Annotated in this window: 23 protein-coding genes; 12 read left to right on the top strand and 11 right to left on the bottom strand. The window is 67.2% G+C overall.

Going from position 1 to position 26,374, the window contains the following annotated elements; all coding sequences use genetic code 11:
- Nucleotides 1-56: 56 nt before the first annotated feature.
- Together FY251_RS13700 and FY251_RS13695 are read right to left on the bottom strand one after the other, a co-directional pair.
- On the bottom strand, nt 57-1,301 hold the full coding sequence (locus tag FY251_RS13700; protein WP_148415484.1) for a mandelate racemase/muconate lactonizing enzyme family protein: 1,245 nt from the start codon (nt 1,299-1,301) through the stop codon (nt 57-59).
- Nucleotides 1,302-1,394: 93 nt separating this feature from the next.
- Entirely contained in the window at nt 1,395-2,447 is a 1,053-nt protein-coding gene (locus FY251_RS13695; protein WP_148415482.1) for a Gfo/Idh/MocA family protein, read from the bottom strand.
- 111 nt (nt 2,448-2,558) lie between these two features.
- Here FY251_RS13695 and FY251_RS13690 point away from each other — a divergent pair, with 111 nt between their 5' ends.
- The 3 genes from FY251_RS13690 to FY251_RS13680 all read left to right on the top strand — a co-directional run bounded on the left by FY251_RS13690 (nt 2,559) and on the right by FY251_RS13680 (nt 6,933).
- Nucleotides 2,559-3,497: a dihydrodipicolinate synthase family protein gene (locus tag FY251_RS13690; RefSeq protein ID WP_148415480.1), complete on the top strand. Its 939-nt coding sequence runs from the start codon at nt 2,559-2,561 to the stop codon at nt 3,495-3,497.
- 267 nt (nt 3,498-3,764) lie between these two features.
- Nucleotides 3,765-5,714 (top strand): hypothetical protein, encoded by a 1,950-nt coding sequence (locus FY251_RS13685; RefSeq protein ID WP_148415478.1) that lies wholly within the window; start codon nt 3,765-3,767, stop codon nt 5,712-5,714.
- A 496-nt stretch (nt 5,715-6,210) separates the two neighbouring features.
- Nucleotides 6,211-6,933 carry a ThuA domain-containing protein gene (locus FY251_RS13680; RefSeq protein ID WP_148415476.1) on the top strand — a complete coding sequence of 241 codons (723 nt, stop codon included), beginning with the start codon at nt 6,211-6,213 and terminating at the stop codon, nt 6,931-6,933.
- A gap of 202 nt (nt 6,934-7,135) precedes the next feature.
- On the opposite strand, the gene FY251_RS13675 is transcribed toward FY251_RS13680, so the two are convergent.
- Complete coding sequence (locus FY251_RS13675; RefSeq protein ID WP_148415474.1) at nt 7,136-7,561, bottom strand: DUF5518 domain-containing protein; 426 nt, start codon at nt 7,559-7,561, stop codon at nt 7,136-7,138.
- Between the two features lie 250 nt (nt 7,562-7,811).
- Between FY251_RS13675 and FY251_RS13670 the strand changes: the two genes are divergently transcribed.
- Nucleotides 7,812-8,165, top strand: a complete 354-nt coding sequence (locus tag FY251_RS13670; protein WP_148415472.1) for a hypothetical protein — start codon at nt 7,812-7,814, stop codon at nt 8,163-8,165.
- Nucleotides 8,166-8,207: 42 nt separating this feature from the next.
- On the top strand, nt 8,208-9,038 hold the full coding sequence (locus FY251_RS13665; protein ID WP_148415470.1) for a carbon-nitrogen hydrolase family protein: 831 nt from the start codon (nt 8,208-8,210) through the stop codon (nt 9,036-9,038).
- Nucleotides 9,039-9,065: 27 nt separating this feature from the next.
- On the opposite strand, the gene FY251_RS13660 is transcribed toward FY251_RS13665, so the two are convergent.
- From FY251_RS13660 to FY251_RS13620, 8 genes are all read right to left on the bottom strand, one after another.
- Nucleotides 9,066-11,369, bottom strand: a complete 2,304-nt coding sequence (locus FY251_RS13660; protein ID WP_148415468.1) for a pentapeptide repeat-containing protein — start codon at nt 11,367-11,369, stop codon at nt 9,066-9,068.
- A 216-nt stretch (nt 11,370-11,585) separates the two neighbouring features.
- Nucleotides 11,586-12,557 (bottom strand): hypothetical protein, encoded by a 972-nt coding sequence (locus FY251_RS13650; protein WP_148415464.1) that lies wholly within the window; start codon nt 12,555-12,557, stop codon nt 11,586-11,588.
- Nucleotides 12,558-12,579: 22 nt separating this feature from the next.
- Nucleotides 12,580-13,128: a hypothetical protein gene (locus tag FY251_RS13645; RefSeq protein ID WP_148415462.1), complete on the bottom strand. Its 549-nt coding sequence runs from the start codon at nt 13,126-13,128 to the stop codon at nt 12,580-12,582.
- A gap of 6 nt (nt 13,129-13,134) precedes the next feature.
- Nucleotides 13,135-14,940, bottom strand: coding sequence for a spermidine synthase (locus FY251_RS13640; RefSeq protein WP_148415460.1), 1,806 nt, complete (start codon nt 14,938-14,940; stop codon nt 13,135-13,137).
- A gap of 75 nt (nt 14,941-15,015) precedes the next feature.
- Entirely contained in the window at nt 15,016-15,741 is a 726-nt protein-coding gene (locus FY251_RS13635; RefSeq protein WP_148415458.1) for a hypothetical protein, read from the bottom strand.
- Nucleotides 15,742-15,834: 93 nt separating this feature from the next.
- Nucleotides 15,835-16,443, bottom strand: a complete 609-nt coding sequence (locus tag FY251_RS13630; protein WP_255516701.1) for a hypothetical protein — start codon at nt 16,441-16,443, stop codon at nt 15,835-15,837.
- A 160-nt stretch (nt 16,444-16,603) separates the two neighbouring features.
- A complete protein-coding gene (locus FY251_RS13625; RefSeq protein ID WP_148415454.1) occupies nt 16,604-17,770 on the bottom strand; it encodes a hypothetical protein in 1,167 nt (388 codons plus the stop codon).
- Nucleotides 17,771-18,028: 258 nt separating this feature from the next.
- Nucleotides 18,029-19,291 carry a glycosyltransferase family 2 protein gene (locus FY251_RS13620; RefSeq protein ID WP_148415452.1) on the bottom strand — a complete coding sequence of 421 codons (1,263 nt, stop codon included), beginning with the start codon at nt 19,289-19,291 and terminating at the stop codon, nt 18,029-18,031.
- A 159-nt stretch (nt 19,292-19,450) separates the two neighbouring features.
- On the opposite strand from FY251_RS13620, the gene FY251_RS13615 reads away from it, so the two are divergent.
- From FY251_RS13615 to FY251_RS13585, 7 genes are all read left to right on the top strand, one after another.
- Entirely contained in the window at nt 19,451-20,092 is a 642-nt protein-coding gene (locus FY251_RS13615) for a helix-turn-helix domain-containing protein (protein ID WP_148415450.1), read from the top strand.
- Nucleotides 20,093-20,238: 146 nt separating this feature from the next.
- On the top strand, nt 20,239-20,478 hold the full coding sequence (locus FY251_RS13610) for a 4Fe-4S ferredoxin N-terminal domain-containing protein (RefSeq protein ID WP_148415448.1): 240 nt from the start codon (nt 20,239-20,241) through the stop codon (nt 20,476-20,478).
- Nucleotides 20,471-22,996: a molybdopterin-dependent oxidoreductase gene (locus tag FY251_RS13605; RefSeq protein ID WP_148415446.1), complete on the top strand. Its 2,526-nt coding sequence runs from the start codon at nt 20,471-20,473 to the stop codon at nt 22,994-22,996. Before FY251_RS13610 ends, FY251_RS13605 begins: the two co-directional genes overlap by 8 nt.
- 2 nt (nt 22,997-22,998) lie before the next feature.
- Entirely contained in the window at nt 22,999-23,817 is an 819-nt protein-coding gene (gene dsrO / locus FY251_RS13600; RefSeq protein WP_148415444.1) for a sulfate reduction electron transfer complex DsrMKJOP subunit DsrO, read from the top strand.
- Nucleotides 23,817-25,130, top strand: coding sequence for an NrfD/PsrC family molybdoenzyme membrane anchor subunit (gene nrfD, locus FY251_RS13595; protein ID WP_148415442.1), 1,314 nt, complete (start codon nt 23,817-23,819; stop codon nt 25,128-25,130). Before dsrO ends, nrfD begins: the two co-directional genes overlap by 1 nt.
- Entirely contained in the window at nt 25,127-25,750 is a 624-nt protein-coding gene (locus tag FY251_RS13590; RefSeq protein ID WP_148415440.1) for a molecular chaperone, read from the top strand. The genes nrfD and FY251_RS13590 overlap by 4 nt, the downstream gene beginning before the upstream one ends.
- Before the next feature lie 148 nt (nt 25,751-25,898).
- On the top strand, nt 25,899-26,372 hold the full coding sequence (locus FY251_RS13585; protein WP_148415438.1) for a molybdopterin-dependent oxidoreductase: 474 nt from the start codon (nt 25,899-25,901) through the stop codon (nt 26,370-26,372).
- The last annotated feature ends 2 nt before the right edge of the window (nt 26,373-26,374 follow it).

The following is a 26,374-nucleotide window of genomic DNA, read 5'->3' as shown; positions in this document are numbered from 1 at the left end:
GACGACTCGAAAAGAAACGCGGCGTTGAGACGACGACCGCCACATCGCCGTCTGCGTCACTCGGCGTCGTCGTAGTGGAACTCGGTCCACGGCCCGTCGCGGAACGGGTAGTCGTCGAGCGCGTCGAGATTCACCTCGATTCCCAGCCCCGGGTCGTCGGTCAGCGAGAGGACGCCGTCCTCGACGGCCGGCCGTCCCTCGATGATGTCGAACGCGAGGTCGAAGGGGTACATGCCGGGGTCGGTGTCGGCGTCGAGGAGCGGGTCGCCCTCGAACACCGGATATTCGAGGAGCGACACCTCGGGCGCGGCCGCGACGAGGTGCGCGTTGGCGAGCAGGCCGACCCACGTGCCGAAGTTGTGCGGGACGAACTCCACGTCGCGGCCGACGCAGGACTCGACCGCGGGGCGACAACCGGTGTAGCCGCAGTGGTGTCGAACGTCGCCCTGCAGGAAGTCCACCGCGCCCGTCTCGCCGAGCGCGACGAGTCCCTCGGGCGTCGGTTCGCTCTCGCCGCCGGCCAGCGGCGCGCCCGTCTCCGCGAGGTCGACGTAGCCCGCGTGGTCGTCCGGCGAGACCGGCTCTTCGACCCAGTAGCAGTCCCGCTCGGCGGCGAAGGTGACGAGGTCTTCGACCGTCTCCCGGTCGTAGCCGTCGCGTATCTTCCACCACGTGTGCACGTCGAGCATCACTTCCATGTCGCCCGCGACATCCGAGAGGAGTTCGATGGTCCGTCGGTCCCCGTCGGGGCCGATGCCCGGTCGGTACTTGTAGCCGAAGAAGCCGAGGTCGCGGATGGTCGCCGCCTGTTCGGCGTAGCCCTCGGGTTCCATGTACATCCCGGCGCTCGCGTACAGGGGCATCTCCGTCGTCGGGTCGGTGCCGTACTCGTCGGCGAGCAGTTCGTAGATGGGCGCGCCGACCTCCTTCCCGCGGATGTCGTACAGCGCCACGTCGAGCGCCGAGATGGCCTCGCGGCGGAGTCGGTCGGGCAGGTCGGTGTCGCGGAGTATCGCGTGGGCGTCTTCGACGTCCTCGACGGTCTCGCCTTCGAGCGCGTCGGCGACCGCGCCGTTCACCACGTCCGCGAAGGTTCCCTGCGAGTCGCCCTCGAAGTACTCCCGCATGGCGGAACTGCTCGCGCCGGCGGTGGCGATGCCGCGGGTGCCGTCTGCCGATTCGACGACGACGAGCACCACGTCGCGTTTGAGGAGGCGTCGGACGCCGCCGTGGAAGGGGCGATCCTGCGGCGGTTCGATGGGTGACGAGAGAGCGTAGCCGCTGACAGTCGCGATTCGCATACCTCTACAGACTCGGCCACCACGATAAAACTCCGCTTCGGAACAGGAGACACGGGAAGGAGACGGCCGAGAGAAGCGGGAAAAACGAGCGCGCTACTGGAAGACGTCGGACGCGAACGGGTAGAGTTCGTCGAGGGCGACGCGCTCGTTGCGGCGGCCCGACTCGTAGGCGGCCATCGTGATGAGCACCGCCTTGAGTCCGTCGCGGGCGGTCGCGGGCGGCGTCTCGCCGGTCTCGATGGCGTCGAGGAACGCGGTGCCCTTGCTCAGCCACCGCTCGTAGCCGTCGTAGGGGTGGTGTTCGGTCCCCTCGTCGTCGATGACGTAGCCGGTTCGGTCGTCCCACTCGTGGCCTTCGAGGTATATCGCGCCCTCGTCGTCCCAGATGTGGACGTGCTCGCGGGTCCGCGCGACGACGCCCGTGTCCGAGACGTTCGCTATCGCGCCCTCCGCGAACTCGATGTTGATAGAGGACTGGCGGTCGAACACCTGCTCGTCGTCGTGGAAGTCGACGTAGGCGTTGACGTGGGTCGGCGTGAGGCCGGTCGTCCAGAGGATGGCGTCGATGACGTGTGTGCCGACGTTCAGGAGGTGGCCGCCGCCGCTCAACTCGGGGTTCATCCGCCAGTCGTCTTCCTGCTCGTAGTAGGACTGCCAGTCGTGGGTCACCTCGCCGGTGATAAACCGCGGGACGCGGTCGCCGTCGGCCCACTCGTCGCGGGCGCGCTTGTAGGCCGGGTTGAAGTGCCGCTGGTAGCCGACCATCACGGTCTGGTCGCTCGCCTCGGCGCGGGTCGTGAGCTCGTAGGCCTCCTCGGCGTCGGTCGCGAGCGGCTTCTCGCAGAGGACGTGCAGGCCGCGGTCCAACACGGCCGAGGTCTGCTCGTAGTGCAGGCCGTTCGGCGTCGCGACGGCGACGGCGTCCATCGGGGCCGAATCGAGGAACGCCTCGAACGACCGGTAGCGGTGCGCCTCGGGAACGTCGAAGGAGTCGCCGACCTCGGCGAGGCCGTCGGGGTCCACGTCGGAGACGGCGACGAGGTCCGACCGCGGGAGTTCGACGAACTGTTGACAGAGCCGACGACCGAGGCTTCCGAGGCCGACGACTCCGACGGCGATTGGAGACGAGTCTGTCTGACGCGGCATGGGTGCGACTACAGAGATGGGGCAGATAACTGTTGTGACGGTCCGCGGGCGCTCGGCATCGCGTGCGACCACCGTCCGAAGATTTATGCGCGAGTACCCGGTGGTTCGGGTATGCCACTCGCAGAGAGCGGTGTGCGCGAGCACCTGCGCGGCGTCGCCGCCGGGCTCCTCACCCCGTTCGACGACGACCTCGACATCGAACACGACGAACTGGCAGCGAACGCGACGACGCTCTACGACGGGGGAATCCGCACGTTCCTCGCGTCGGCGAACATCAGCGAGTACCACTCGCTGTCCCAGCAGGAGCGCGTCGACGTGACGGAGACGGCGGTCGACGCGCTCCCGTCCGACGTGTGCGTCCTCGCCGGCGTCGGCGGAAGTACGGCCGGCGCGACAGAGCTCATCGACGCCTACGACCGCATCGGCGTCGACGGGATGATGATAATGCCGCCGGACCACACCTACGTCCACGAGCGCGGCCTGCTTCGCTACTACGAGAAGCTCGCCGACGCCTCGTCGGCCCCGCTGGTGCCGTACGTCAAGGGGTTCGACCCGTCAATCAGCTACCTCCGCGACCTCGCGGGGCTCGACGGCGTGGTCGGCATCAAGTACGCCATCGAAGACGCCGTGAAACTCGGCGCGGCCGCCAGCGCCACCGGCGACGACGCGGTCTGGGTGGACGGCCTCGCGGAACCGTACGCCGTCTCGTTTTGGAACGAGGGCATCGAAGGGTTCTCCGCGGGCGTGAGCAACTTCCGGCCGGAAGTCGGCCTCGCGCTGTTCGAGGCGCTCTCCGAGGAGAACTGGGAGCGCGCCCGCGAGATTCGGAACATCTGTCTGCCCTACCAGAACTTCCGCGACCAGACCGGGCAGAACAACAGCCTCAACGGAGCCATCAGCGTCCCGGCGGTGAAGAAGGGCCTCGAACTGGCCGGACTGCGCGGCGGGTCGGTCCGCGAGCCGATTCGGTCGCTGTCGGCCGAAGACGAGCGCCGTGCCGAGGAGCTGTACGACCAACTCGACGACGACATCGAACGCCTCATCGACTGAGCGCGACCGACGGAAGACGCCGACCGCGACCGACAACGACCGACGACCGGACAGACCGAGGGCCGCGAGAGCGACTGCGATAGCCCGCAGTAGCGACGAGAGGCTACATCGCGTTGTCGGCGCGGAGAGTGACGACTGAAGGTTGTGGTTCGGCGACAGCGGTGCGGCAACAGCGCGACCGCTCGGAGCGCCGCGAACCGAGCCGCCTCGGCGTCCGCGACTCGCGCGACCCGAATATTCATCACCCGAGGCGCGGGGTATGTGGGCATGCGCGAGTTCGAAGCGACCGCCGAGGCGACGCGACCGCCGACGTGGGCGCGCAAACAGCGAGCACTGTTCGACCTGACGGCCGACGCGGTCGACCGGTTCGTCGACGACTACACCGGTCCCGACGGGGAGCCGTTCTGGCCGCCCGACGACCACGTGGGCGTCGACGGCTTCGACGACGTGGTCGAGGGGTTCTACAACTGGCCGCTGTTGTACGCGATGGGGGGCGACGAACGCCTGCTCGACCACGCCCGCCGCGCGTACGAGGCCGCGCTCGAACGCGGCGCGGCGACCGAAACGCCGTTCGGCCACCCGATGGTCGTCGACGAGTTCGAACAGTGCCGCGACTGGTTCCACCTCGGCGAGGGCAATCTCTACACGTACAACATGGGCCTCGCCGCGCCCGACGACGACGCGGTCATCGACCGGGCGACGAAGTTCGCGGAGTTCTACACCGCCGACTCGGAGACGGGGAACTACGACGCCGACGAGCGGGTGGTTCGCGGGCCGATGAACGGGAGCATGGGCCCGGAGTTCTGCGACTTCTCCGCCTACGAACACCACCCCTACGGCGCGGACTACCGCTGGGCCAGACACGGCCTCCCGTGGCGGGACTTGGAGTTCGACGAGGCCGCGGACCTCCTCGACCCGGCGAACGAGGAGCGCCTGTTCGAGGTGTTGAACGAGCGCTGCGCGAAGGGCGACATCCCGCTGAACCTCAACATCACGAGCCTGATGACGAACGCCTACCTCCACACGGGGGACGACCGCTACCGCGAGTGGGTGACCGACTACCTCGACGCGTGGCGGGAGCGGACGGCCGAAAACGGCGGCATCATCCCCGACAACGTCGGGCGCTCGGGCGAAATCGGCGAGTACACAGACGGGTCGTGGTACGGCGGCTACTACGGCTGGTCGTGGGGCGGGTGGCACTACATCGGTATCGGACCGACCGTCGCCGCCGAGAACGCGGTCCTGCTCGAAGGCGACCGGGAGTATCTCGACTTCCCGCGGTCCCAGCTCGACGTGCTCATCGAAAACGGCATCGAGGTGGCCGAAGACGGCGTACACAGCACCCTCCACATCCCGCACAAGTACGGCGGCGAGGGCGACTACCACTACGACGCCTCGGGCGTCCTCACGGAAGACGACGGCGAGGTGCTGTGGCGGGACGGCTGGTACGAGTTCCAGCCGCACACGGACGACCCCTACGCGGTCCACCTCTGGTACATGTCGATGCGCGAGGAGGACCGGAGGCGGGTCCGCCGACTCCGCGATTGGGGGAAACAGGACTGGCGGCGGGTCGACCCGCGCGCGAAGACGAAACACGGCGACGGCCACGAGTACGCGTGGCTCGCCTACCTCGACGGGGAGTTCCCTGACTACCCGGACCGAATTCTCGACGCGACGCGCGAGCACGTCGACGAGCGACTGCGCCTGTTCGACGCCGAGGGGAACGAACCGGCGACCGTCGACGAGGACTACCTCAGGGACCGGAACCCGGCGTTCCACAAGGCGCTGCTCCAACTCACGATGGGAGCGCCACAGCCCGTCTACTACGGCGGCCTCGTCATGGCGCAGGTGCGCCACTTCGACGCGCGAAGAGAGCGGCCGGGACTCCCGACCGGCGTTGCCGCGCTCGTCGAGTCGGTGACGAGCGACGGACTCGAACTGACGCTCGTCAACACCGGCGCGAGACGGGAGGAGGTCGTCGTTCAAGCCGGCGCGTACGGCGAACACCGCTTTACGACGGTCGAGACCGACGGGACGGAGCCCCGCGTCGGCGACGACGGCGATGGAGGCACCGACAGCGCGAGCGACGGCGACGAAGGCACGGACGCGCTCCGAGTTCGGCTCCCGGCTGGAAGCCGAATGTCGATTCGCGCCGGCCTCGACCGCTTCGTCGATGACCCGAGTTACGACCACCCGCGGTCGGCGACGGGGTCGTAAGCGGGGCTCCGGCCGCGTCGCGCGGAGTTCGGAAGACGCGTACGAGGATTCGAAAACCGCAGATTCGTTCCCATCAGGGGAACGTCAGTATTCGACGTGTGGAATCTCACGATTCGGGAGAGCGACTGAGAGGTCTCGAAACCGGCGATTAGCTATCAGACCGTCTCGAACCGGGAACTCCGAGCCGAATGCTGTTCCCGTGTCGGGAATTATTAATCAGGGAGTATCACGTGAGTGCGGGGCAAGGGCCGTGAGAGAATCCCACCAGACCGACATTACATGCTTACGCCTGTAACGCAAACGGGTCGAAAATATCGGGGCGACAGCTCGCAGTTCGTCAGCTATGATAGCTGAAATCCAATATTCGTCGTCTGTAGCCGTTCTTCTTTCTCATCACACGTTGTTCCCGTTTGGGGAACGTATTTTGCGAGTGAACGAGGACCGCCGTCACGCTCGGGGTGAGAGAATTTATCAACGGGGGCGAACAGTATGGCGCATGCCGACACGAGTCACCGTCTGGAACGAGAACGTCCACGAGCGAGAGGAACCGGAAGTCGCAGAGCGGTATCCGAAGGGAATCCACGGGACCGTCGCGGAGCATCTGGAGGCACCGGACCGCGAGGTGCGAACGGCGACGTTACAGGAGCCCGAACACGGGTTAGACGAGGAGACGCTGGACGCGACGGACGTACTGGTCTGGTGGTCTCACTGCGCCAACGACGAGGTGACAGACGCCGTCGCGGAGCGCGTCGTCGAGCGCGTCCACGAGGGGATGGGCTTCGTCCCGCTGCACTCGGGGAAGAACTCGAAGCCGTTCACGCGGCTGATGGGCACGACCTGCAACATCAAGTACCGCCACGGCGGCGAGCGCGAACGCGTCTGGGTCGCGGACCCCGGCCACCCCATCGCCGACGGCCTCGACGAGCAGTTCGTCATCCCGGCGACGGAGACCTACGGCGAGCCCTACGACATCCCCGAACCCGACAGGACCGTCTTCATCTCGTGGTTCGAAGGCGGCGACGTGTTCCGCTCGGGCGTCTGCTACCGCCGCGGCCGCGGGCGGATCTTCGCCTTCCGACCGGGCCACGAGGAGTACCCCATCTTCCACCAAGACGAGGTCAAACGGGTCATCGACAACGCCGTCGAGTGGGCGGCACCGACCGAGGGCGCGTCGGCGCGATGGGGGAAGACCGACCCCCTCGAACCCGTCGACGAGTGAGCGGAGCGGCGCGCGTCGCGGCGTGATCTGTTCCCCGTTGAGGAACGGGTGGCCCTATCGTTGCTGAACGAGTTCGCATTCTCGTCGCTGAGTGGTCCAAGGAGATGTTCGAACCCGAGAGCGAGCATCAATATCAGAGGATATATCATATTCAAATATATCTTTAAAATTTGGTAGTTCGGTGTGAGATGCCGCGATGAAGCTACGACGTATTCACGGGCAAGTTCCGCCGTGAGGCAATAGTTTGCACTACCCACCCACCGATTCGACCGCATCCCAGTCCAAAGAGCGGGGCGAGACACAGGATGGCTCCCCCGGCGACCGCGAAGAACGCGACTCTGGACAGCGGCCACGCCGCCGTCGGTGCCGTCGTCACGGTGAATATGAGTAGTTCGAGACCACCACCGAGAAAGCCAGCGCGGAGACCGGCGGCGTCCGAATCCACAGAGCGGACCGCGGCGACGGCCCCAGCGATGAACCCGCCGAACAGCATCATACCAGCGCCGACGGTCGCCTCCGAATCTGGGAGCCAGTTTACAAGCGTACTGACGGGTATCGATGCGATTGCCCCGACGAGCGCGGCGTTCCACGCCGGAGAAAGGGCCGAAAAGCGAGGAATTGAGACCATACTCGTGTATGTGAGACAGATAAGATATTATATATGTTGGCGGGGTTTGACTGCGGAGTTTGAACTGTACTCGACGTCCGGGGCCTTGGTGGTTCTGTTCGCGGACTGAGAGGTCGGCGACGACAGCTCCCGGCGATCAATAAATGTCTGAAGTAGTAGATGAATGGAGTTTGAAAAACATTCTTACATTTTTGTGACCGGGGTTTGGTACCGGCGCAAGAGATACTATCACGCCCGCTGAACGTGTTCTATGGCAGACAGTACAGAAGTCGACGAACTGGTCGTCACGGAGCTTTCCGACGCGAACCCGACGGCGCTCGAAGCCGGCCGCACGGAGTCCGTCGAACTGCACGGCGTGACGGTCACGCGGGCGACGCTGGAACCGGAATGGGGAACCGACGGCGACCGCGGGAGCGCGGAACCCGACTACTGTCAGAACGCACACGACATCTACGTCGTTTCGGGGACGCTCGGCCTCGAACTGGACGACGGGACGCGGACGGAGATTACCGCCGGCCGTACCGCGACCATCCCGCCGGGGCACCACGGCTGGACGGTCGGAGACGAGCGACTCGTCTATCTGGAGTTCGATCCGAGCGAGTAACCGTGACTACCATGTCGTCGGTCCGCGTAGTATTCCGACGAGATGTCCCGATTCGTGGCGGCCGCGTGCCAGCTAGACTCGCGAGACGACAAGGCGGCGAACGTGGAGCGGGCGCTCGGCCTCCTCGACGAGGCCGCGGCCGACGGCGCGGACTTCGTGGCGTTCCCGGAGATGACGACCTTCATCGGCCCGGAAGAGCGGTTCGCCGAGGTCGCGGAGTCGCTTGACGGACCAACGATTCGGCGCTTCTCGGAGAAGGCCCGCGAGCACGGCGTCTACGTCCACACGGGCAGTTTCTTCGAGCGGATTCCCGACGACGACCGGGTGTACAACACGTCGGCGCTCGTCGGCCCGAGCGGCGAGGTGCTCGACACCTACCGGAAGGTCCACCTGTTCGACATCGAACTCGACGGGAGCGTCGAACACCGCGAGTCCGACCACGTCGCCCCCGGCGATAGGCCGGTGACGGTCGACACCGACCTCGCATCGTTCGGCCTCTCTATCTGCTACGACCTCCGGTTTCCGGGGCTCTACCGCACGATGGCGCAGTCCGGCGCGAACGTCCTTCTCGTCCCCGCGGCGTTCACGATGCACACCGGCAAAGACCACTGGGAACCGCTCCTTCGCGCCCGAGCCATCGAGAATCAGGCGTACGTCATCGCGCCCGGCCAAATCGGCGACAAGCCGTCGTGGGTCGAGACCTACGGCCGCACGCTCGTCGTCGACCCCTGGGGGAACGTGATTTCGAAGGCGCAGGACCGCGAGGGGGTCGTCACCGCGACCATCGACCTGTCGCACCTGGACGATATCCGCCGCGATATGCAGACGCTCCAGCACGCGCGACCGGACGTGTACGAGCGGTCGGAGCAGTGAGGACGCGGGCGACCCGACCCGACGCGATTAGCTCCCGCCGAGCACGCGCTTGAACAGCGTGAACGTGAGCAGAGTGAAAAACAGCCCGTTCAACATCCCCTGACTCGCCGCGAGCACGCGCGCCGCCGGTCCGAGCGGGTTGATGTCGCCGTAACCGACCGTGCTGAAGCTGATGTAGCTGTAGTAGACGTTGTCGAAGAGGACCTCCATCGTCGTCTTGTCGACCGCGGCGGGGTCGAAGACGCTCCCCGCCTGGGTCAGAAACGGCCCGCCGAGGGCGTAACACAGTCCGAACAGCGCCGGGAGGAGGAACGTGAACGCCGCGATTCGCGGGAGTCGGTTGCCGTATCCGCAGGTGACCTGCATGAGCGTGTTCAGCCCCACGCTGGCGACCTTCTTGCCGCGGGCCCACGTGTTCAGCGAGTACTCGTTGAGGATGATGTCGAAGTTCTTCTGTCGGTTGTAGTAGTAGCGCTTGAACTCGAACTCGCGGCTCGCGGGGGTGTCGCCGACGGCGTTGGCGCTGTCCTGCGCCTTCCGGTAGGTTTCTTCGATGATGTCGGGCGTCAGTTCGACGGCGAACTGACCGGTCGCGCCGTTGCCGACGAAGTCGTGGATGGTCCAGTCGTTGCGTTCGAGATAGCCGTGGTGGTCGCTGAAGTCGAAGCGGTCGAACTCGGTGAGACAGAAGCGGAAGTGGTCCAGAAGCTGGTGTTCGTTGCCGTCGCCCTCCAGCGTCAGGTCGCCGATGGTCGCGCGAGTGAGGTCGTACGGCGTCGGCTCGCCGGAGCCCTGCGAAACTGTGCCGCCGGCGAGCGTCGCGTCGGTGAAGTCGAGGTAGGTGTCGCGGTCACCGACGAGCACGCGGAAACGCGCCGTCTCGAAGTCCGATTGCCGGAAGTCAGCCCGGTCGTGGAACGTCGTCTCCCAGAACGACGCGCTCGTGAAGTTCGCCGCCTCGAACTCCGCGCCGGCCTCGAAGGTCGCCTCGTTGAACGAGGCGTTCGCTTCGAGGTGTTGCAGTTCGCCCTCGAAGAAGGTCCCGCGGAACGAGGCCGGACCGTGGAACGTGGCGGTCTTGAACGTCACGTCCTCTTCGAACCGCGCCTCGCCGAACCGGGCGTTCGCTTGGAACTCGACCGCCTCGAAGGAGGTGTCGCAGCCGAACGTCGCCTCCTCGGCGACGACGGCGTCGCGGAACTCGCTCTCGTCGAAGCTGGCTTCCCCGCCGAACGACGCCAGCGAGAGGTCGAACGCGCCGTCGACCCGGAGGCGGTGGCAGTCGGTGCGGGCGGTGAACGTCGCGCGGTCGAAGTTGACCGCGTCCTTGAACACGGCGTCTTTGAAGTCCGAATAGCGGAAGCGCGCGAGTTTGTAATCGGCCTCGCCCTCGAACGTCGCGCCCTCGAACGTCACGTCGTCGTGAATCGTCCGGCTGCCGCCGTTGAACTCGACGCCGCGGAACTCGGCCAACTGCATGAACCGGGCGTCGGCGAAGCTCGCGTCGTCGTCGAACCGCGCCTCGTCGAAGTCGGCCATCTCGTCGAAGCGAACGCCGTCGAACCGCGCGTCACCCTCGAACGCGACGTGTTCGAAGTCCGAACCGGCGGCGAAGCGCGCGCCCTCGAACGTCACGTAGTCGAAGGTGGCCTGTCTGAAGCTCGCGTCGTCGCGGAACGTCGCGTCCGCGAAGGTGATGTGGTCTTCGAGGACGTGACTGCTCCCGCTGGTCTCGACGTCGCGGAAACGCGCCGTGCCGTGAAACGTCGCGTCCGCGAAGCTCGTGTCGCCCTGAAACGCCGTCTCGTCGCAGCAGACCTCGCCGCGGAAGGTCGCCCCCGAGAAGCGAACGTCCTGTTCGAACGTCGCCTCGTCGGTCGTCACCGTGCCGGTGACGGTCACGTCGCGGGCGTCCACGTCGCCGGTGACGACCGCCTCGTCGAGTTTGAGTCGGTCGACGGTCGCCTCGCGGAGAATCAACCCCTGATCGAGGCGGCCGTGGGTGAGGTCCAATCCGTCGATGTCGGCGTGCTGGAAGTTGAGTACGTGGTTCGTCGCGCCGTTGATGTCCTGATAGGTGAACGAGAGATGCGGGAGGTCCGCGCCGACGTACTCGTTGACGCGGGTGTCGGGCGACTGGAGGTTCGCTCGGAGTTCGTCGACGATATCGCCGCCCGTCACGTCGAGCGAGGCGCGCTCGTCGCGACTCATGTGGAACACGCAGAACTCGCTTTCGGGGTGGGCCTCGTGCGGACACTCCCACGTCGTCTGGAGGTGGGCGTCGGTCTGTACCGACGGGTCGAACGTGTACCGACACGACGAAGAGGACATCAGCGCCGGCGTGGATTCATTTCTCGACATGGCTGGGGAGGGGCGGACGGATACGCTGTGGACAGCGAGTGTGGCGGGAGCCGCGAGTGGGGCGGGCGAGTCGGGGTCGGAGTCGGCGAACGCGCTCGGGCCTCGGGGCGACGCCCGAACGCGCGGATAGTCGTACGTGCAACATTGTCCTGTGTTCTGATATATATCTTCGGACCGGGACCGGCGTCAGTCGAATATCTCGCGGCGCTCGGACGCCGAGAGTTCGGCGTGAATCGCGTTCGGCGAGCAGTGTTCGCACTCGCGGGCGGGGTTGGTGCTCTGCTCGAAGGTCCAAAGCGGCCACCCGAAGAGGAAAAACGCCTCCATCTGGTGGCGCTCGATGATGGCCTCGGCGGGCTTGCCGCAGTTCGGGCACCACTCGTCGCCGTCGGCCGGCTCTTGGAACGTCACCTTCCGACGGCCGAATCCGGCGTTCGAGTAGGCCTCGCTTCTGGACATCTCGACGAGGTCCTCGGCGGGGTAGGGGTCGGCGTCGACCGCGTTGTCGAAGCCGGTGTCGGTCTCGACGCTCGACGCGAGGTACGGCCCGACGCTGACGGTGTTATCGTAGCCGACGAAGTGAACCGAGACCGCCGCGCCCCGACCCTCGACTCGCACCTCGTGGCCGTGGCCGACGAGGTAGAGTTCCACGTCTTCGCCGACCTTCGTGAGGTCGATGTCGTGGGCCATGCCGACCGCGTAGACGCCGGTGTCGGGGTCGGTCGCGCTCCCCGACTGCTGCCAGCCGAAGGTGGACACGTCGTAGTCGTCGGGGGCGGCGGCGGGCGTCGCGTCGCCCGCGTAGACGTTCTCCGCGCCGGGCGCGGAGACCGCGCCGTCGGCCGCGTCAGCGGCGATGAACACGTCTTCGGCGTCGTCGAGGCGCACGTCGCCGTCGACCGACTGGACGTAGCCGTCTTCGAGACTGCCGCGGATTTCGGTCTCGACGGCCGCGTCGCCGGCCGTCTCGTCGCCGACGGCCGCGTCGTCGCTCACCGGGGCGTGGGTGAAGACGTACTCGGCGTTCCGCACCGCGAGGTCGCCGGCGACGCTCGCGCCGCCGACGAACACGTCCGCGGGGTCGCGGAGTTCGACCGGGGGTCGTTCGGAGCCGTTGAGCGTCACGTCGCCGTCGTAGGTGGTGGTGTTTCGGGTCATCGATGGATGTCTCGTTCGGGAGTCATTTCTGAGCCGCTCGCTCGGGAGTCATCGTCGTCTCGGTGTACAGCGCGAGGTCGTACTCCGGATAGGTGTGGTACGTCTCGTAGCCACCGTCGCCGACGCGGATGGTGGTCCACGCCTCCGGGTCGAACCGATAGGCGACGGTCGCGTCGTCCGGGCCGGGGAAGGCGTCGAGCGGCCGACCCTCGACGACCGTTCGGGCGTCGAGTCGGCCGCTCTCGAAGCGGAACTCCCGCTTTGCGCCGACGGAAAGCGGCGTCTCGTGGGTCCGTTCGTGCGGCAACGGCTTGCACGAACACAGCTCGTGGAAGTCGAGCGCCGGCAGTCCGACGTAGTGGGACGAACCGATGACGGTGAGGACCGCCGGCTCGCCCGCGAGTGTCGCCGGGACGACCGTCTTCACGTCGACGGTCGTCAGGTCCGGCGCGTCGGCGCTGTAGCCGAAGTACAGCTCCGTCGGTGTCTCGACCGGCGGAGACGGGTCGGTGCGGTCGGGGGGTTCGGTGCCAGCGGGCGGTTCGGTCGTCGGGGATGAGTGGGAGGGCATGGGTGGTCAGGTGTCGACGAGGATGTCGTAGTTCGGGTGGAAGATGGAGTTCTCGCGGACGCCGCGGTAGTGCGGGACGGCGTGCCACTCGACGGAGCCGTAGCGCTCCTCGCGGGCGCGGACGTACTCGGTCGCGCCGTCGCCGGTGAGCCGGGGGCGCTCGCCGGGCGCGAGCACGTAGAACTGCTCGACGCGCTCGGTCTCGCCGTCGTCGTCGAGGTCCTCGCGCACCCAGTAGGACAGCTCTCGGGTGAAGCCCGCGGCCCCGACGGTGTTGACGAACGCCTTGTGGTGTTCGGGGTAGGCGTCGGGCGAGTAGCCCCACGTCACCGCGACGCCGTCCTCGGAGAGATGCGTCCGGACGGAGCGGTAGAACTCCGTCGAGTAGAGCGTGAGCAGGTCGTCGTCGGTCGCGCCGGGAATGTCGAGCAACACGAGGTCGTACGTCTCGTTCGTCTCCTGAAGGTAGCGGTAGCCGTCGGCGACCGTCGTGTTCAGCCGGTCGTACTCGTAGGCGTCGTCGTGCCAGCGGCGGAAGAACGGGTCCGTCTTCGCGTCGCGCATGAACTCGCCGTCGAGGTCGACGTGGTCGACGGTGACGCCGTACTCCCGCAGGTGGTCGATGGCGATCCAGTCGCCGCCGCCGACGACGAGCACCTTCGTCTCGGGGCCGGGTTCGACGAGCGACATCGGCACGTCGACCAACCCCCGATGGTAGCTGTCGGCCCAGCTCTCGCAGAGTTGGACGGCCGCGCCGAGCCGGAGACACCGTTCCGTCCGCCCGTCGAAGTACGGGTTGGGGCCGGTTCCGGTCCACGTGCGGTCGTACCGGATGACGTGCTGGTAGGCGGTCGTCTCCTGCGAGGTGACCGTCGCGCGCATCGCGCCCGGCGAGTACTCGTTTTCGATCTGCTGTTCGAGGTAGAGCTGCGACAGTCGCTCGTCGGCGACGTCGTGTTTGGCGACGACGCCCGCGTAGGTCGCCGTCAGGAGGAGGCAGACGACGAGGAGCGTCTTCGAGACGCGGGCGGCCGAGAGCGAGCGGTCGGCCCGGGGGCTGTCGGACGGGGCGGGGCTCGCGGACGACGCGTCGCCGCCGAGGGGCCACCACGACCAGTCGCCGAAGTGGGCGACGAAGACGAGCGCGGCGACCCCGTTGAGGAGCGCCAGCACGAATATCGTCGGGATGAGGCCGAGGCCCGGGTAGAGGACGCGGGCGTAGACGACGGCACCGGCGAGGCCGCCGACGTAGTCCATCGCGAGGATGACGGACAGCCCGCTTCTGCGGCCCTCGGTCCGCTCGACGGTCCAGAGGGTGCCGACGGCGGCCACGACGAGGTCGTGGATTCGCGTGCCCGCAGTTCGGAGCCACGACGGCGTCGCCGACCCGTCGTCGTCGAGTTCGTCGAACATGCGGGTCAAAAGCGGGAGTTCGAACCCGGAGAGGAACCCGACGACGACGACCGGCAGGCGGGCGACGGTCCAGACGAGTTCCGCGGGCACGGCCTGCGGGATGCGGACGCTGTTGAGACCGACGATGAGCAGGAAGCCCGCGGGCGCGGCCGCGGCCAAGAGCACCTCGGTTCGGAAGAAGTTCCCGCCGAGGGTCGCGCCGTCGAGGTCGTCTGAGAGCGCCGCGCCGATGCCGAGGCTGAAGAAGTACAGGCCGACCGTGATGACGTACTGGGTCACCGTCCCGCCGTACATCACCGTCAACAGCTCCGAGTAGACGAACTCGTAGGCGAAGCTACAAAAGGACACCACGAAGGTGAGCGTCAGGAGCGTCGCCGTGTCGGTTCGTGTGTCAGACATCGATAGAGGGCGAATCGGTCGCGGCGGACGCGGCGGTGTCGCCGCCGCGGCCGCCGCCGTCGTCGTTCGTCCCGCTCAGATGCGCGGGGAGACTTTCCACTCTTCCTCGATGGAGTACCCCGCGTCGCCGATGCCGTCAGTGACTTCGAGGTCGTAACACTCCCAGCGGAAGTCGTGGTTCACGTCGTCGCCGACGACGTGCGCGCCGACGCGGTACCAGCCGTCCTGTCCGAGCTGGCTGCCGTCGTCGATGTCGTACTCGACGGTGTCGTTCGGGTCCTGAATCTCGCGGTCCCACGGCACCGGGCCGGCGTCGGGCGCGTCGTCCCGCATCGCCGCGGTCGACCCGAGGTAGGCGACGCCGAGCGCGGCGACACCGACCGGGAACCGACTCACTTTGCCGGCGTTGTTCTCGTACCAGTCGTCGGCGTAGTCGCCGCCGTGGTACCACGCGTGGCCGTGGACCGTCCGCGGGGCGGAGGCGTAGCCGCCCGTGCCGCGACCGGTCGCGCCGCGGCCGCCACCGCCGCCGCTCTTGCCTTTCGCGCTCGCGACCCCGACGGGGCTGAGCGCGGCCAGCGACTGCGGGTCGAACCCTGACAGCGACGACTGGTCGGCGGCTTCGTAGCGGGACATCACCCACGTCTGGTCGGCGAGGTCGACGACGAGCGAGCCGTCGGACACGTCGAAGTCGGAGACGACGCTCGACTTTCGCGGGGGAGGGGAGTTCGAACCGAGACAGCCGGCGAGTCCGCCGGCGGCCCCGAGACCGGTCAGTTGGAGGAACGTACGACGCTTCATGGGGACTCTCGTCTCTGTCAATCAGAAAACTAGGATAACAGTCTTGTGGTTCGATACGTCTCGCGCGACGGACAGTACGGTTCGCTGATCGGTCTAGGAGGGAACCACCCGGAACGCGGCTCTGACGCTCCCGACGACCAGCCTGTCGAGCGAGCGCGTCGCCGCGCCGAACGAGACGAAGAAGACGACCATCACGAGGAACTCGACGAGGGGGAACGCGCCGAACGGGAAGACGCCGAGACCGAGGTCCGCGACGAGTCGGATGAGCGCGATGCCCGCGTCGACGGCGCGGTCGAACGTGACCGCGGCGATGAACCCGCCGACGACGGCGACGACGGCGGACGATAGAAGTCGGGACGCGGAGGGGGCGGCCCGCACCGACCGCGCGCCGTCGGTTCGGCGGCCGCCGTCGGAGACGAGCCCGAGCGCCGCGAGTTGCCGGCGGAGTTGGTCGAGCGCCGTCACCGCGAAGACGAACCACAGCACCGCCGCGAGTCCGAAGCCGACCGCCGACGCAGAGAGCCCGGCGACGGCGCTCGTCAGGATATCGACGATAGTCGGCGTGGCGCGCTCGACGAACAGGTAGAAGACGACGAACCCGAGTGCCGCGTCCACGGGTCCGTACGCCGGGAAGGGCTCGCGTTCCCGGGTGCGGTCGGGGTCGGGTTCGGGTTCGGGGTCGGTCCCCGCATGCGCGTTCATGTGTGAGCAGACGTGCCCCGAGCCCATCAATCGGCCAGTCGATTTTGTCACGGCGCGGGAGCCGGCCCCCGAGCGTCGTCGGTGTCACCGACTTCGACCGGGGGCGGGCGCGACCGCACTGGGCTCGCGGCCGCGTCGAACGCACCCGATTCTCGACTCGCTACGCGGCCAATGGGATGATAATGACGAGCAGCTTCGCGTAGACGACCATGAACAGGAGCGCGAAGGGGTAGGTGTTACCGTAGCCCGCGGCGACCTCGTCGGCCCCGGTGGCGTCGACGGCGGCCGCGAGGCCCTTCGTGTCGGTGTGGCCGCCGGTGATGCCGCCGGCGGCGCTGATCCAGTCCATGCCCCAGACGTACCGCGTGAGCGCGAGCCCGGCGAGGATTGCGATGAAGCTCGTGAGCGCCGAGGCCGCCACGATTTGGAGGCCGTACTCGGCGATGGTTGCGAGGAAGCCGCCGCCAGCACCCACGCCGACGACCGCGAGGAACATCGCGAGCGTGAACGCCCGAATCTCCGAGAGGATGCCGGTGTCCATCCGCGTCGGCACGGGGCCGACCCGGCCGAAGTAGCCGAAGACGAGCGCGGCGACGAGCACGCCGCCGGTCGTTCCGAGCGACGGCGTGCCGAACGGTCCCATCGGAATCGGAATCGAGCCGACGACCGCGCCGGCGACGATGACGAGCGCGTAGCCCATCACGCTGAACGTCACCTCGGTGACCGACGAGCCCGATTCGTCGTCGTCGGTGCCGCCGATAGCCTCGTCGAAGCCGCGCTTTTCCTCGTCGAGGTCGAGGCGGGCGATGACGGGGTACAACTGCTGGAACACGACGATGACGAGGACGCCGACGACGTAGCCGACGGAGTGGCCGATTTGGTAGTCCTGCCGGGCGGCCGCGGGGAGCGCCTCGATGGCCGACCCCAGCCCCGGACTGCTCGTCAGCGCGCCCGAGAACGACCCCATGATGAGCGGCGTCGACGCGTTGGGGAAGACGAACTGCGTCCAGACGTAGGTGAGCGCCAGCGCGACGGTCGGCATCAGCACCGCAACGGCGACGAAGTTGAGGCCGTACGCCTTGACGGTCCCCTCGATTTCGTGGGCCGCGATGAGGCCGACCGCTGCGACGAACAGCGCCAGCGTGAGCCCGCTGTACGCGTCGGGGACGGTGAAGCCGAAGTGGCCGAGCACCAACCCCGCGAACAGCGGCCCCGCGACGCCGAACTTGACGCCGCGGACGCTGATTTTGCCGAGACCCATCCCGACGAGCACCGCGAGGAACAGGACGAACAACCCGTTTCCGACGAGTGAGTCGACTATCGCCACGGGAACTCACCTCCGGTACCGAGACGGTGCACGCGGGTCGTCGCGCCGGTCACAGCCGAGCGCCGTGAACGACAATGATAAATTTGATTTCTCGGTGACATACGAGTGAGAGTTCGAGGATTCGACCGATAAGGCTTGGTTCGATTCTCACGGGATGGTGACGTCGAGAAATCGCGATACAGTGTCGCCCAGTCAGCCGCGTGTGGCGGGAGTTATCTAACACCACTTCGAGTGAGGTGCGGCGCGAGCGCCGGTTTGTCAATCCTCAGATATATGGAACGATTCGCGGAGTTCGCTCGTGAATCGGTTCACGTCCAGTTGTTCCGGCAGGTCGTTCCGGCCGTCGTGGTCCGTGAGCGAGCCGGGTTCGAACGCGGGGTTGCGCTCTTCGACCGTCTCCAGCGGCACTTTGGTCGTGACGGTGAAGTGTTCGACCGGAGAGACGAACCCCCAGAGCGCGCCCGCGGTGTTCAGGACGACGAGAATCGGCGTCCACGGGACCGCGAGGAGCGCGAGTTTCGACTCGGTCCAGTAGCTGGCGACGCCGACGCCCGTCACGACGAACAGCGTGGCGAACTCGACGAGCGAGCCGATTCGGTAGAGCATCAGGTCGGGGAGCGCACCGGGGACGAGGAACGTGACGAGCGTTATCAGCGGGATGAGCGGCGAAAAGCCCCACGCGACGAGGCGGAACTGCAGGAACACCTGATAGTGAAGCGGGAGCAGGTCGGAGTCCTGCCGCGTCCCGGAGAACCACCGGCGGCGCTGTTTGAGCATCGTCGTCACCGACGGCGGGGCCTGATTGCGGAACTTGCAGTTCAACACGGTGAAATCGAGGTCGGCCGCGCTGGCGGCGCGCCACGCGAAGTCCGTGTCCTCGGTGATGGTCTTCGAGTCCCACGTGATTTCGTTTTCGAGACTCGACCGAATCGCGATGCCGCCGCCCCACGCGTACAGCGGGAAGCTGAATCGGCCGAACGCCCGCTGTTCGCGCTGGTAGCCGATGCGGAACACCTCCGAGAGATACGTCACCCACGACCCGGTGTACAGCGGGAGTTCCGTAATCTGGACGATGTCGCCCTCCGGCAACCCCGCGAAGTTCGCCATCAGCGTGTCCTCGTCGAGATAGAGGACGAACTCCTTGTCGCAGGGGACCTCGCGGCGCGCCCATTCGAGCGCCCGCCCCTTGTGGGTCGCCGTGCAGGTGAACTCATCCGGGACGACGTGGACCGACGCGCCGTCCACCGAAATCGGCTTCTCGGCGACGACCCGCACGTCCGTGAGGTCGTCGGGGACCGCGTTGACCGTCGATTGGACGATGTCCGCCGCGTCGATGGTGACGATACGGACTTGGATGTCGTCGTAGCCGTAGGCGGCGTCGCCGGCGGCGATAGTCTGTCGCCACGCGAGGACGAGCACCTCGACGAACCAGGTGAAGACCGACGCCGAGTAGAGCACGAAGACGGTCCAGACGAGCATCAGGAGGACGAAGATCGCCAGCTCTGACTGGACCTCGAACATATAATTCAGAAATGCTTTCTTAGAGTAATGAATGTGCGGACTGCGGAATCAACCGCCTCGATGCGGGCGGACGACCGTCGGGTCCCCGACGAGGCGGCGCGGTACCGAAACCTGAGAACCAGCATAACCCACTTCCCCGGTGTTGACCGACTGAACACGATGGCCGATTCCACGAGCGGCGTCGCGGAGGCGGAACACGATACGTCGCGAGAGCAACACATCCAGCTACTGCTGGAAATCGAGCCCGCGAAGCGCTGTTCGTGCCCGTTAGCCGGCCCCGATTCGGCGGTCGAGGACGTCCACACCCAGCTCGACGGCGACACCTGCCACGCCGAAGTAACCGTCGGCGACGGGGACGCCTCGAAGGTGGTTCACACGACGACGCACGTCGGCGACGACTGTCTTTGCCGGGCGTTCGGGGAGTTCGGATGCGTGCCGCGAATCCGACGCGCCGACGGGAAACGCATCGTCGTCGAGACGTATCTCTCGGACCGCGAGACGATTTCGAACCTCGTGGGGCGGCTCGACGAGGTGGCCGAGCGCGTCTGTCTCAGGCGGCTCACCTCCGACGGGCGCGGCGATTCGACCGAGTCGAAGACGGCGACCATCGACCTCTCGTCGCTCACGGCGAAACAGCGCGAGGCGGCGCTCATCGCCGTCCACCACGGCTACTACGAGACGCCGCGGCGGACGGAGTTGGCGACGCTCGCCGAGGCGCTCGGTATCTCGAAGTCGGCGCTCTCCCAGCGGCTGAACGCGGTGGAGGCCAAGCTCGCGACGGCGGTGTTCGACTCCGAGTGACGGCCGGAGTACCCGCCGGTCCAACCACGCGGAAATCGACAGACGGCCGACGTTCCAGACGGCTCGTCGCGTCGGCGAGTATATAAACTACTTCATTATCCAGCGGGCGGCCTACCGAGGCCGCCTCCCTCGGTACGTGTGTACCTATGAGCGACCCACAACAGCCGCGACTGACCCCGCTCGACGAGTGGGAGTCGGAAGCGGCGAACATCCTCGACGGGGGCGACTACGACGCCGAGTTGGGACTGCGGATGGCCCGCGACGCGCTTCGGGTCTCGAACGGCGAACTCTCCGACGAAGCGTTCCACGAGAAGTATCACGAGGCGGTCGTCGCGGAGTTCGGCGAGGACGCCCGCCCGACCGAGCCGGAGGGGTTCGATGAGTGACGACGGGAGCGACCCGAAGGGAGGTGACGGCGACGGCGTGTTCAGACGCGACGTGCTGAAGGCCAGCGGGGCCGCGGCCGTCGCGCTCGGACTCGGGGGCGGCGGCTACGCCTCCTCGCTGGCCGAGACCGGCGACGAGGCGGCGTCGAGACAGAACCCCGGCATCGAGAGCTACGTCGGACAGGACGAGATTATCAGGACGGCGTGCGCGCCGAACTGCCGCGGGAAATGTCCGCTCGAAGCGCACGTCCGCGACGGGCGCGTCCGGAAAATCGAGCCGCAGATTCCCGAAGACGAGCGGTACAAGCGCGCCTGCACCCTCGGGCTGTCGCACACCCAGCGCATCTACAACGCCACGCGGCTCAAGTACCCGATGAAGCGCGTCGGCTGGGAACCGGGGAGTCCGAACCCCGAGGGCCGCGGCGACGACGCCGAGTTCGAGCGCGTCACGTGGGACGAGGCGCTCGACTACATCGCCGCAGAGATGGAGCGCGTCCGCGACGACTACGGCCCCGAGAGCGTCTACTTCGAGACGGGGTCGGGGAACAACGGCGTCAGCGGCACCATCCAGAGCCGCCTGTCGTCGCTGTTCGGCGGGACCCAGAAGTCGTGGTCCATCGACATCAACGTCGGACTCGGCTTCAGCCGGCTCGCCGGGGCCGGCTTCTTCAACGTGCCGACCAACGAGGTGGTCGACTGGCGGAACGCGAACACCGTCATCGTCTGGGGGTCGGACATCTTCGCCAGCAACCTCCAACAGGACGCCTCGAAGCTCCTCGACGCGGTCGAAAACGGCGCGAAGCTCGTCTGCGTCGACCCCGTGTTCACGAACACCGCCGCGAAGGCCGACCTCTGGCTCCCCGTCAAGCCGGGCAAGGACACGCTCCTGACCCTGTCGATGATTAAGACGGTCCTCGACGACGGGAGCTACGACACCGAGTTCCTCCGGAAGCGGACGCTCGGGCCGGCGCTCGTCCGCGACGACACGGGCGAACTGCTCGACGCGAGCGACGTGTTCGACGACGTGACCGAGGACCTGCCGGTCGCGGTCGACGAGTCGACGGGCGAACCGGTCGCGCTCGAACCCGAGACGTACGGCGAGTACGCGCTGTTCGGCGAGTACACCGTCGCCGGCGTCGCCTGCCACACGGCGCTTTCGCTCCTCGAAGCCCACGTCGCCGACTACGACGCCGACGCCGTCGCGGCCGAGGTCGGCATCAACGCCGACAACATCCGGACCGCGGTCCGGTGGCTCGCCACGCGCGGGCCCGGCGGCATCGCCTCGGGCTACGGCGTCGACCGCTACAAGTACGGCCACACCTTCGGGCAGGCGTACGCCATCCTCCTCGGGCTGACCGGCGACTTCGGTCGCCACGGGAGCATTCAGGGGAGCCACCCGCTCGGCGGGTCGTACGACGACGGCGGCTACGGCTCACCCGAGGACGGGCCCGGAACGACGTCGCTCCCGCAGACTGACATCCTCACGGCGATGGAGTCCGGCGACCCCTATCAGCTGAAGGTGATGTACTCCCAGGAATCGAACTTCACCGCCAACCAGATGCCGGACAGACAGCGGTGGCTGGAGGCGGCGAAGAACCTCGACCTCATCGCCGTCGCCGACATGCACCACACGCCGTCGGTCCAGCACGCGGACATCATCCTGCCCGCGTCACACTGGTTCGAACGCGAGGACGTCGTCGACACGTGGGGCGGCCACCCCCACATCATGTACCGCCAGCCCGCCCACGACCCGCTGTGGGAGTCGAAGTCCGACCACTGGATGCTGGTCAGGCTGGCCGAGCGCCTCGGCTTCGGCGACTACTTCAACCGCGACAAGTCGGCGACGCTCCGGGAACTGCTCGCCCACGACGACGAGGTGGACTACGAGACGCTGAGAGAACAGGGGACGGTGAAGGTGAGCACGCCGGTCGTCAAGTTCACGGGGCCGTTCAACACCCCGTCGGGCCGGCTGGAACTGTACGACGAGGACGCGCCGACCGAAGCCGGCGTCAGCCTCGAACTGCCGGAGCACATAGAGAGCCGGACGGCCGACGACTGGGACACGGCGGCGGACTATCCGCTGATGTTCATCCAGAAGCACTCGAAGTGGCGCATCCACTCGCAGTACGAGTACCAAAACTGGCTCCGGGAGATAAACAACGAGCCGCAGTTGGACATCAACCCGAAGGACGCCGCCGCCCGCGGCATCGAGGACGGCGACTACGTCCGCGTCCACAACGAGCGCGGCGAGATGGTCGTGAAGGCGAAACTGAACGACGGCATGCAACCCGGACTGGTGAACACCGACCAGGGCTGGTGGGGACGCGACTACGTCCGCGGCCACCACAACGACCTGACGCACACGGACGTCTGTGAGGTGACCGGGAATTTCGCGTTCTACGACACCAGAGTCGAGGTCGAACCGGCACCGAGCGACGTCGACACGAGCAAGTACACGAGCGGCCAGCCGACCGGTTCGGGCGCGACAAGCGCCGGGGCGGGAGCGGGAGGTGACTGACCATGACTAACTACGGCTTAGTAATCGACCAGGAGCGGTGTATCGGCTGTCACGCCTGCGCCGTGACGTGTAAACAGGAGAACAACGTCGGCCTCGGCCAGTACTGGAACCGCGTGCTCACCGAGGGCGGCGACAAGATGGACACGCCGGCCGGGACGTACCCGGAGAACGGCGAGGACGGCACGCTGGAGATGTCCTACCAGCCGACGGCGTGCCAGCACTGCGAGAACGCGCCGTGCGTGAAAGTGTGTCCGGTCAACGCGACCTACACCCGCGAGGACGGCATCGTCGAAATCGACTACGACAAGTGTATCGGCTGTCGCTACTGCATGGCCGCCTGCCCGTACAACGCCCGCGTGTTCAACTGGGACGAACCGCAGACGGTCCCCGAGGACGGGACCGGCGACGTGCCGGCCCGCCCGCAGGGCGTCGTCGAGAAGTGTACGTTCTGTTCCCACCGCGTCGAAGAGGGGCTCGACCCCGCCTGCGTCGTGAACTGCCCGGCTGACGCCCGCATCTTCGGCGACCTCGACAACGAGGAAAGCACCGTCTCGAAGTACATCAGGAAGTACCAGACGACGCGACTGCTCGAAGACCGCGGCACCGACCCGAAGACGTACTACATCCGCGGCGAGATGAGTCCGGGTCGCCCGCAGACCTCCGACAAGATGGAGAGCGAACTCGACGACGTGTCGGTCTGGTCGGAGCCGAAGGACAACGGTCCGGTCGAGGAAACCGGCGGAAGCGGCGGCGGAGCCCACGGTTCGCTGTCGAACGACGCGCTTCCGCACGTCCCCGCGTTCGAGGGAGGTGACGACTGATGTCGAGAGAGACCGCCGCCTCGCGGTTCGTCGTCCCCGAGTTCGGGAGCGCCGGGAGGCTCTGGGTGGGCTTCCTCGCCGCGCTCGTCGTAGTCGGCGTCGCCGCGTGGGCCTACCAACTCGCCACCGGCCTCGTCGTCACGGGGATGCGCAACGTGTTCTCGTGGGGGCTGTACATCATGATGTTCGTCCTGTTCGTCGGGCTGTCGGCCGGCGGGCTCATCATCTCCAGCGCGCCGAAGTTCTTCCACTCGCACCGCTACGAGGGCTTCGCCCGCCTCGGCGTGCTGGTGAGCCTCGCGTGCATCACCGTCGCCGGGCTCCTCATCCTGCCCGACATCGGCCGCCCCGAGCGCCTCTACCAGTTTTTCACCTCGCCGGACTTCCGGTCGCCGATGGTGTGGGACTTCGGCATCGTCATCCTCTACGGCGCGCTGAACCTCTGGTATCTCTGGCTCCTGACCCGCCGCGACCTCGCGGCCCGCGGGTCGAGGCTGGCGCTCGGCGTCGAGGACACGGACGCCGGCCGCGAGCGCGACCGGACGCTCATGTTCTGGACCGCCGCCGTCGCGCTGCCGACCGCGGTCGCGCTCCACTCGGTCACCGGGTGGATTTTCGCGACGCAGATCGGCCGCGGCGACTGGTTCAGCCCGCTCGTCGCGCCGGTGTTCATCGCCAAGGCGCTCGTCTCCGGGCTCGGCCTGCTTCTGGTCGTGTCGGTCCTCGCCTCGCGGTTCACCCGCTTTACCGTCGACCGCGAGGAGCTGACGAGCCTCGGGAAGGTGCTCGGCATCTTCCTCGCGTTCCACGTCGTCTACCTGCTCGCGGCCGAACGGCTCCCGCACGCGTGGGCCGACCACTTCGGGTTCTGGGCCATCACGGGGAGCTTCCTCATCGGCGAGTCGGCGTACTTCTGGCTCTGGACGGTCGTCGGCGGGGCGGTCCCGCTGGCGATGCTCGCGCTCCCGTCGTTCCGCGAGCGCGTGTCGGTCATCTTCACCGCCAGCGCCCTCGCGGTGTTCGGGACGACGTTCGAGGGGGTTCGACTGGTCTTCACGGGCTACGAGGCGGCCAACATCGACGCCGCGCCCGGCATCTCCGTCGGCGGCGAGTACGCCGGGGTGACGACCGACATCTGGGCGAGCGCGGGGTCGTACACCCCCACGCTCGTCGAGCTTGCGGTCACCGCGGGGGTCGTCGCCATCGGCGCGCTCATCGTCACCTTCGGACTGCGGTACGTCCCGATTCAAGCGGAAACCGAATCGACCGCGGTGGCGACCGACGGCGGCGAGACGCGGGGGGAAGACAGATGAACGAACCCGCCGCGCGAAACGCGAGCGAGAGACGCGACGCGGCCGGCGGCGCGACCGGCGACGCACATGCGTCCGGTGACGCCCACCCGACTGGCGACGCCTTCGAGTCGGCCCGGACGGCGACGTACGCGGTCCTCGCGGCCTGCTGGCGCGAGCCGACCGAGCGACTGGTCGAGGCCGCAAACGACGGCGAGTTGACGGCGCTTTTCGGCCCGCTGGAATCGGTCGAACTCCACGCGCTTCGGAGCGAGTACGCCCGGCTGTTCATCGGCCCGGCCGGCCCGCCGTGTCCGCCCTACGAGAGCGTCTACCGCGACAGGGAGAGCGACGACGAGTTCGGCGAGGTACTGGGGCCGGCGACGATGGCAGTCGAGCGCTGGTATCGGGCGTTCGGCGTCGAGCACCGACCCGGACAGCGCGACCTGCCGGACCACGTGGCGACGGAACTGGAGTTCTGCGCGCACCTCGCCGAACGCGGCCGCGACGACCGCCTCGACCAGTTCCGCGACGAACATCTCACGCGGTGGGTCGGCGACCTCTGCGACCGGGTCGAAGCCGAGACGCGGTCGCCGTTCTACGCGGCGCTCGCCCGGACGACGCGAGAGGTGGTCGCCGACTGACGCGGAGCCGAACCGAGCCGTCGCACCGACCACCGCCGGACGTCCACCGCATCGAGTCGACTCGTGTTTCCGCCGCTTTTTAAAAGCCTTAATTATGAGAGGTTACATACACCGTTAGAGTCAACCAATATCGGACTAGTGAGTACGCATGCACGCACAACACGACCGGTCGCGGCCGGCGACCCCCCTCTCCGAGCCGATTCTCGTTCGCGGCGACAGCAGGCTATCGCTGTCCGGCTCGGAGCTACGCGGGTTGCCCGCCGAAGACCGAACGGTGACGGTCGCGTGCGCGTCGGGGGCGCGGCACACCGCGACGTGGACCGGGGTTCCGGTCTTCGACCTCTTTGCCGACGCCGGCCTCGACGACGAGACGACGCACCTCGTGGTCGAGAGCGCCGACGGCTATCGGGTCTGCATCGACGTGTACGCCGCCTTCGACGCCGTCGTCGCCTACGCCCGCGACGGGACGCCCATCGGCGAGGAACACGACTACGAGACGCGCTTTATCACGCCCGACGTCGACGGGTCGCGGACGGTGAAAGGCGTCCGCGCCGTCGAAGCGCGCGCGCTCGACCCCGCGACCGACCCCGAATCGCTCGAAGACATCTTCAAGAAGCCCTGACC

Origin of the sequence: Haloferax sp. KTX1, assembly GCF_902410085.1 — an archaeon.
GTDB lineage: Archaea > Halobacteriota > Halobacteria > Halobacteriales > Haloferacaceae > Haloferax > Haloferax massiliensis.
This window is presented reverse-complemented; position numbering and strand designations above follow the sequence as displayed.

Coding starts and splice junctions, on each gene's coding strand:
- FY251_RS13700 (WP_148415484.1), bottom strand. CDS start 1,301: ATGCGAATCGCGACTGTCAGCGGCTACGCTCTCTCGTCACCCATCGAA.
- FY251_RS13695 (WP_148415482.1), bottom strand. CDS start 2,447: ATGCCGCGTCAGACAGACTCGTCTCCAATCGCCGTCGGAGTCGTCGGC.
- FY251_RS13690 (WP_148415480.1), top strand. CDS start 2,559: ATGCCACTCGCAGAGAGCGGTGTGCGCGAGCACCTGCGCGGCGTCGCC.
- FY251_RS13685 (WP_148415478.1), top strand. CDS start 3,765: ATGCGCGAGTTCGAAGCGACCGCCGAGGCGACGCGACCGCCGACGTGG.
- FY251_RS13680 (WP_148415476.1), top strand. CDS start 6,211: ATGCCGACACGAGTCACCGTCTGGAACGAGAACGTCCACGAGCGAGAG.
- FY251_RS13675 (WP_148415474.1), bottom strand. CDS start 7,561: ATGGTCTCAATTCCTCGCTTTTCGGCCCTTTCTCCGGCGTGGAACGCC.
- FY251_RS13670 (WP_148415472.1), top strand. CDS start 7,812: ATGGCAGACAGTACAGAAGTCGACGAACTGGTCGTCACGGAGCTTTCC.
- FY251_RS13665 (WP_148415470.1), top strand. CDS start 8,208: ATGTCCCGATTCGTGGCGGCCGCGTGCCAGCTAGACTCGCGAGACGAC.
- FY251_RS13660 (WP_148415468.1), bottom strand. CDS start 11,369: ATGTCCTCTTCGTCGTGTCGGTACACGTTCGACCCGTCGGTACAGACC.
- FY251_RS13650 (WP_148415464.1), bottom strand. CDS start 12,557: ATGACCCGAAACACCACCACCTACGACGGCGACGTGACGCTCAACGGC.
- FY251_RS13645 (WP_148415462.1), bottom strand. CDS start 13,128: ATGCCCTCCCACTCATCCCCGACGACCGAACCGCCCGCTGGCACCGAA.
- FY251_RS13640 (WP_148415460.1), bottom strand. CDS start 14,940: ATGTCTGACACACGAACCGACACGGCGACGCTCCTGACGCTCACCTTC.
- FY251_RS13635 (WP_148415458.1), bottom strand. CDS start 15,741: ATGAAGCGTCGTACGTTCCTCCAACTGACCGGTCTCGGGGCCGCCGGC.
- FY251_RS13630 (WP_255516701.1), bottom strand. CDS start 16,443: ATGAACGCGCATGCGGGGACCGACCCCGAACCCGAACCCGACCCCGAC.
- FY251_RS13620 (WP_148415452.1), bottom strand. CDS start 19,291: ATGTTCGAGGTCCAGTCAGAGCTGGCGATCTTCGTCCTCCTGATGCTC.
- FY251_RS13615 (WP_148415450.1), top strand. CDS start 19,451: ATGGCCGATTCCACGAGCGGCGTCGCGGAGGCGGAACACGATACGTCG.
- FY251_RS13610 (WP_148415448.1), top strand. CDS start 20,239: ATGAGCGACCCACAACAGCCGCGACTGACCCCGCTCGACGAGTGGGAG.
- FY251_RS13605 (WP_148415446.1), top strand. CDS start 20,471: ATGAGTGACGACGGGAGCGACCCGAAGGGAGGTGACGGCGACGGCGTG.
- dsrO (WP_148415444.1), top strand. CDS start 22,999: ATGACTAACTACGGCTTAGTAATCGACCAGGAGCGGTGTATCGGCTGT.
- nrfD (WP_148415442.1), top strand. CDS start 23,817: ATGTCGAGAGAGACCGCCGCCTCGCGGTTCGTCGTCCCCGAGTTCGGG.
- FY251_RS13590 (WP_148415440.1), top strand. CDS start 25,127: ATGAACGAACCCGCCGCGCGAAACGCGAGCGAGAGACGCGACGCGGCC.
- FY251_RS13585 (WP_148415438.1), top strand. CDS start 25,899: ATGCACGCACAACACGACCGGTCGCGGCCGGCGACCCCCCTCTCCGAG.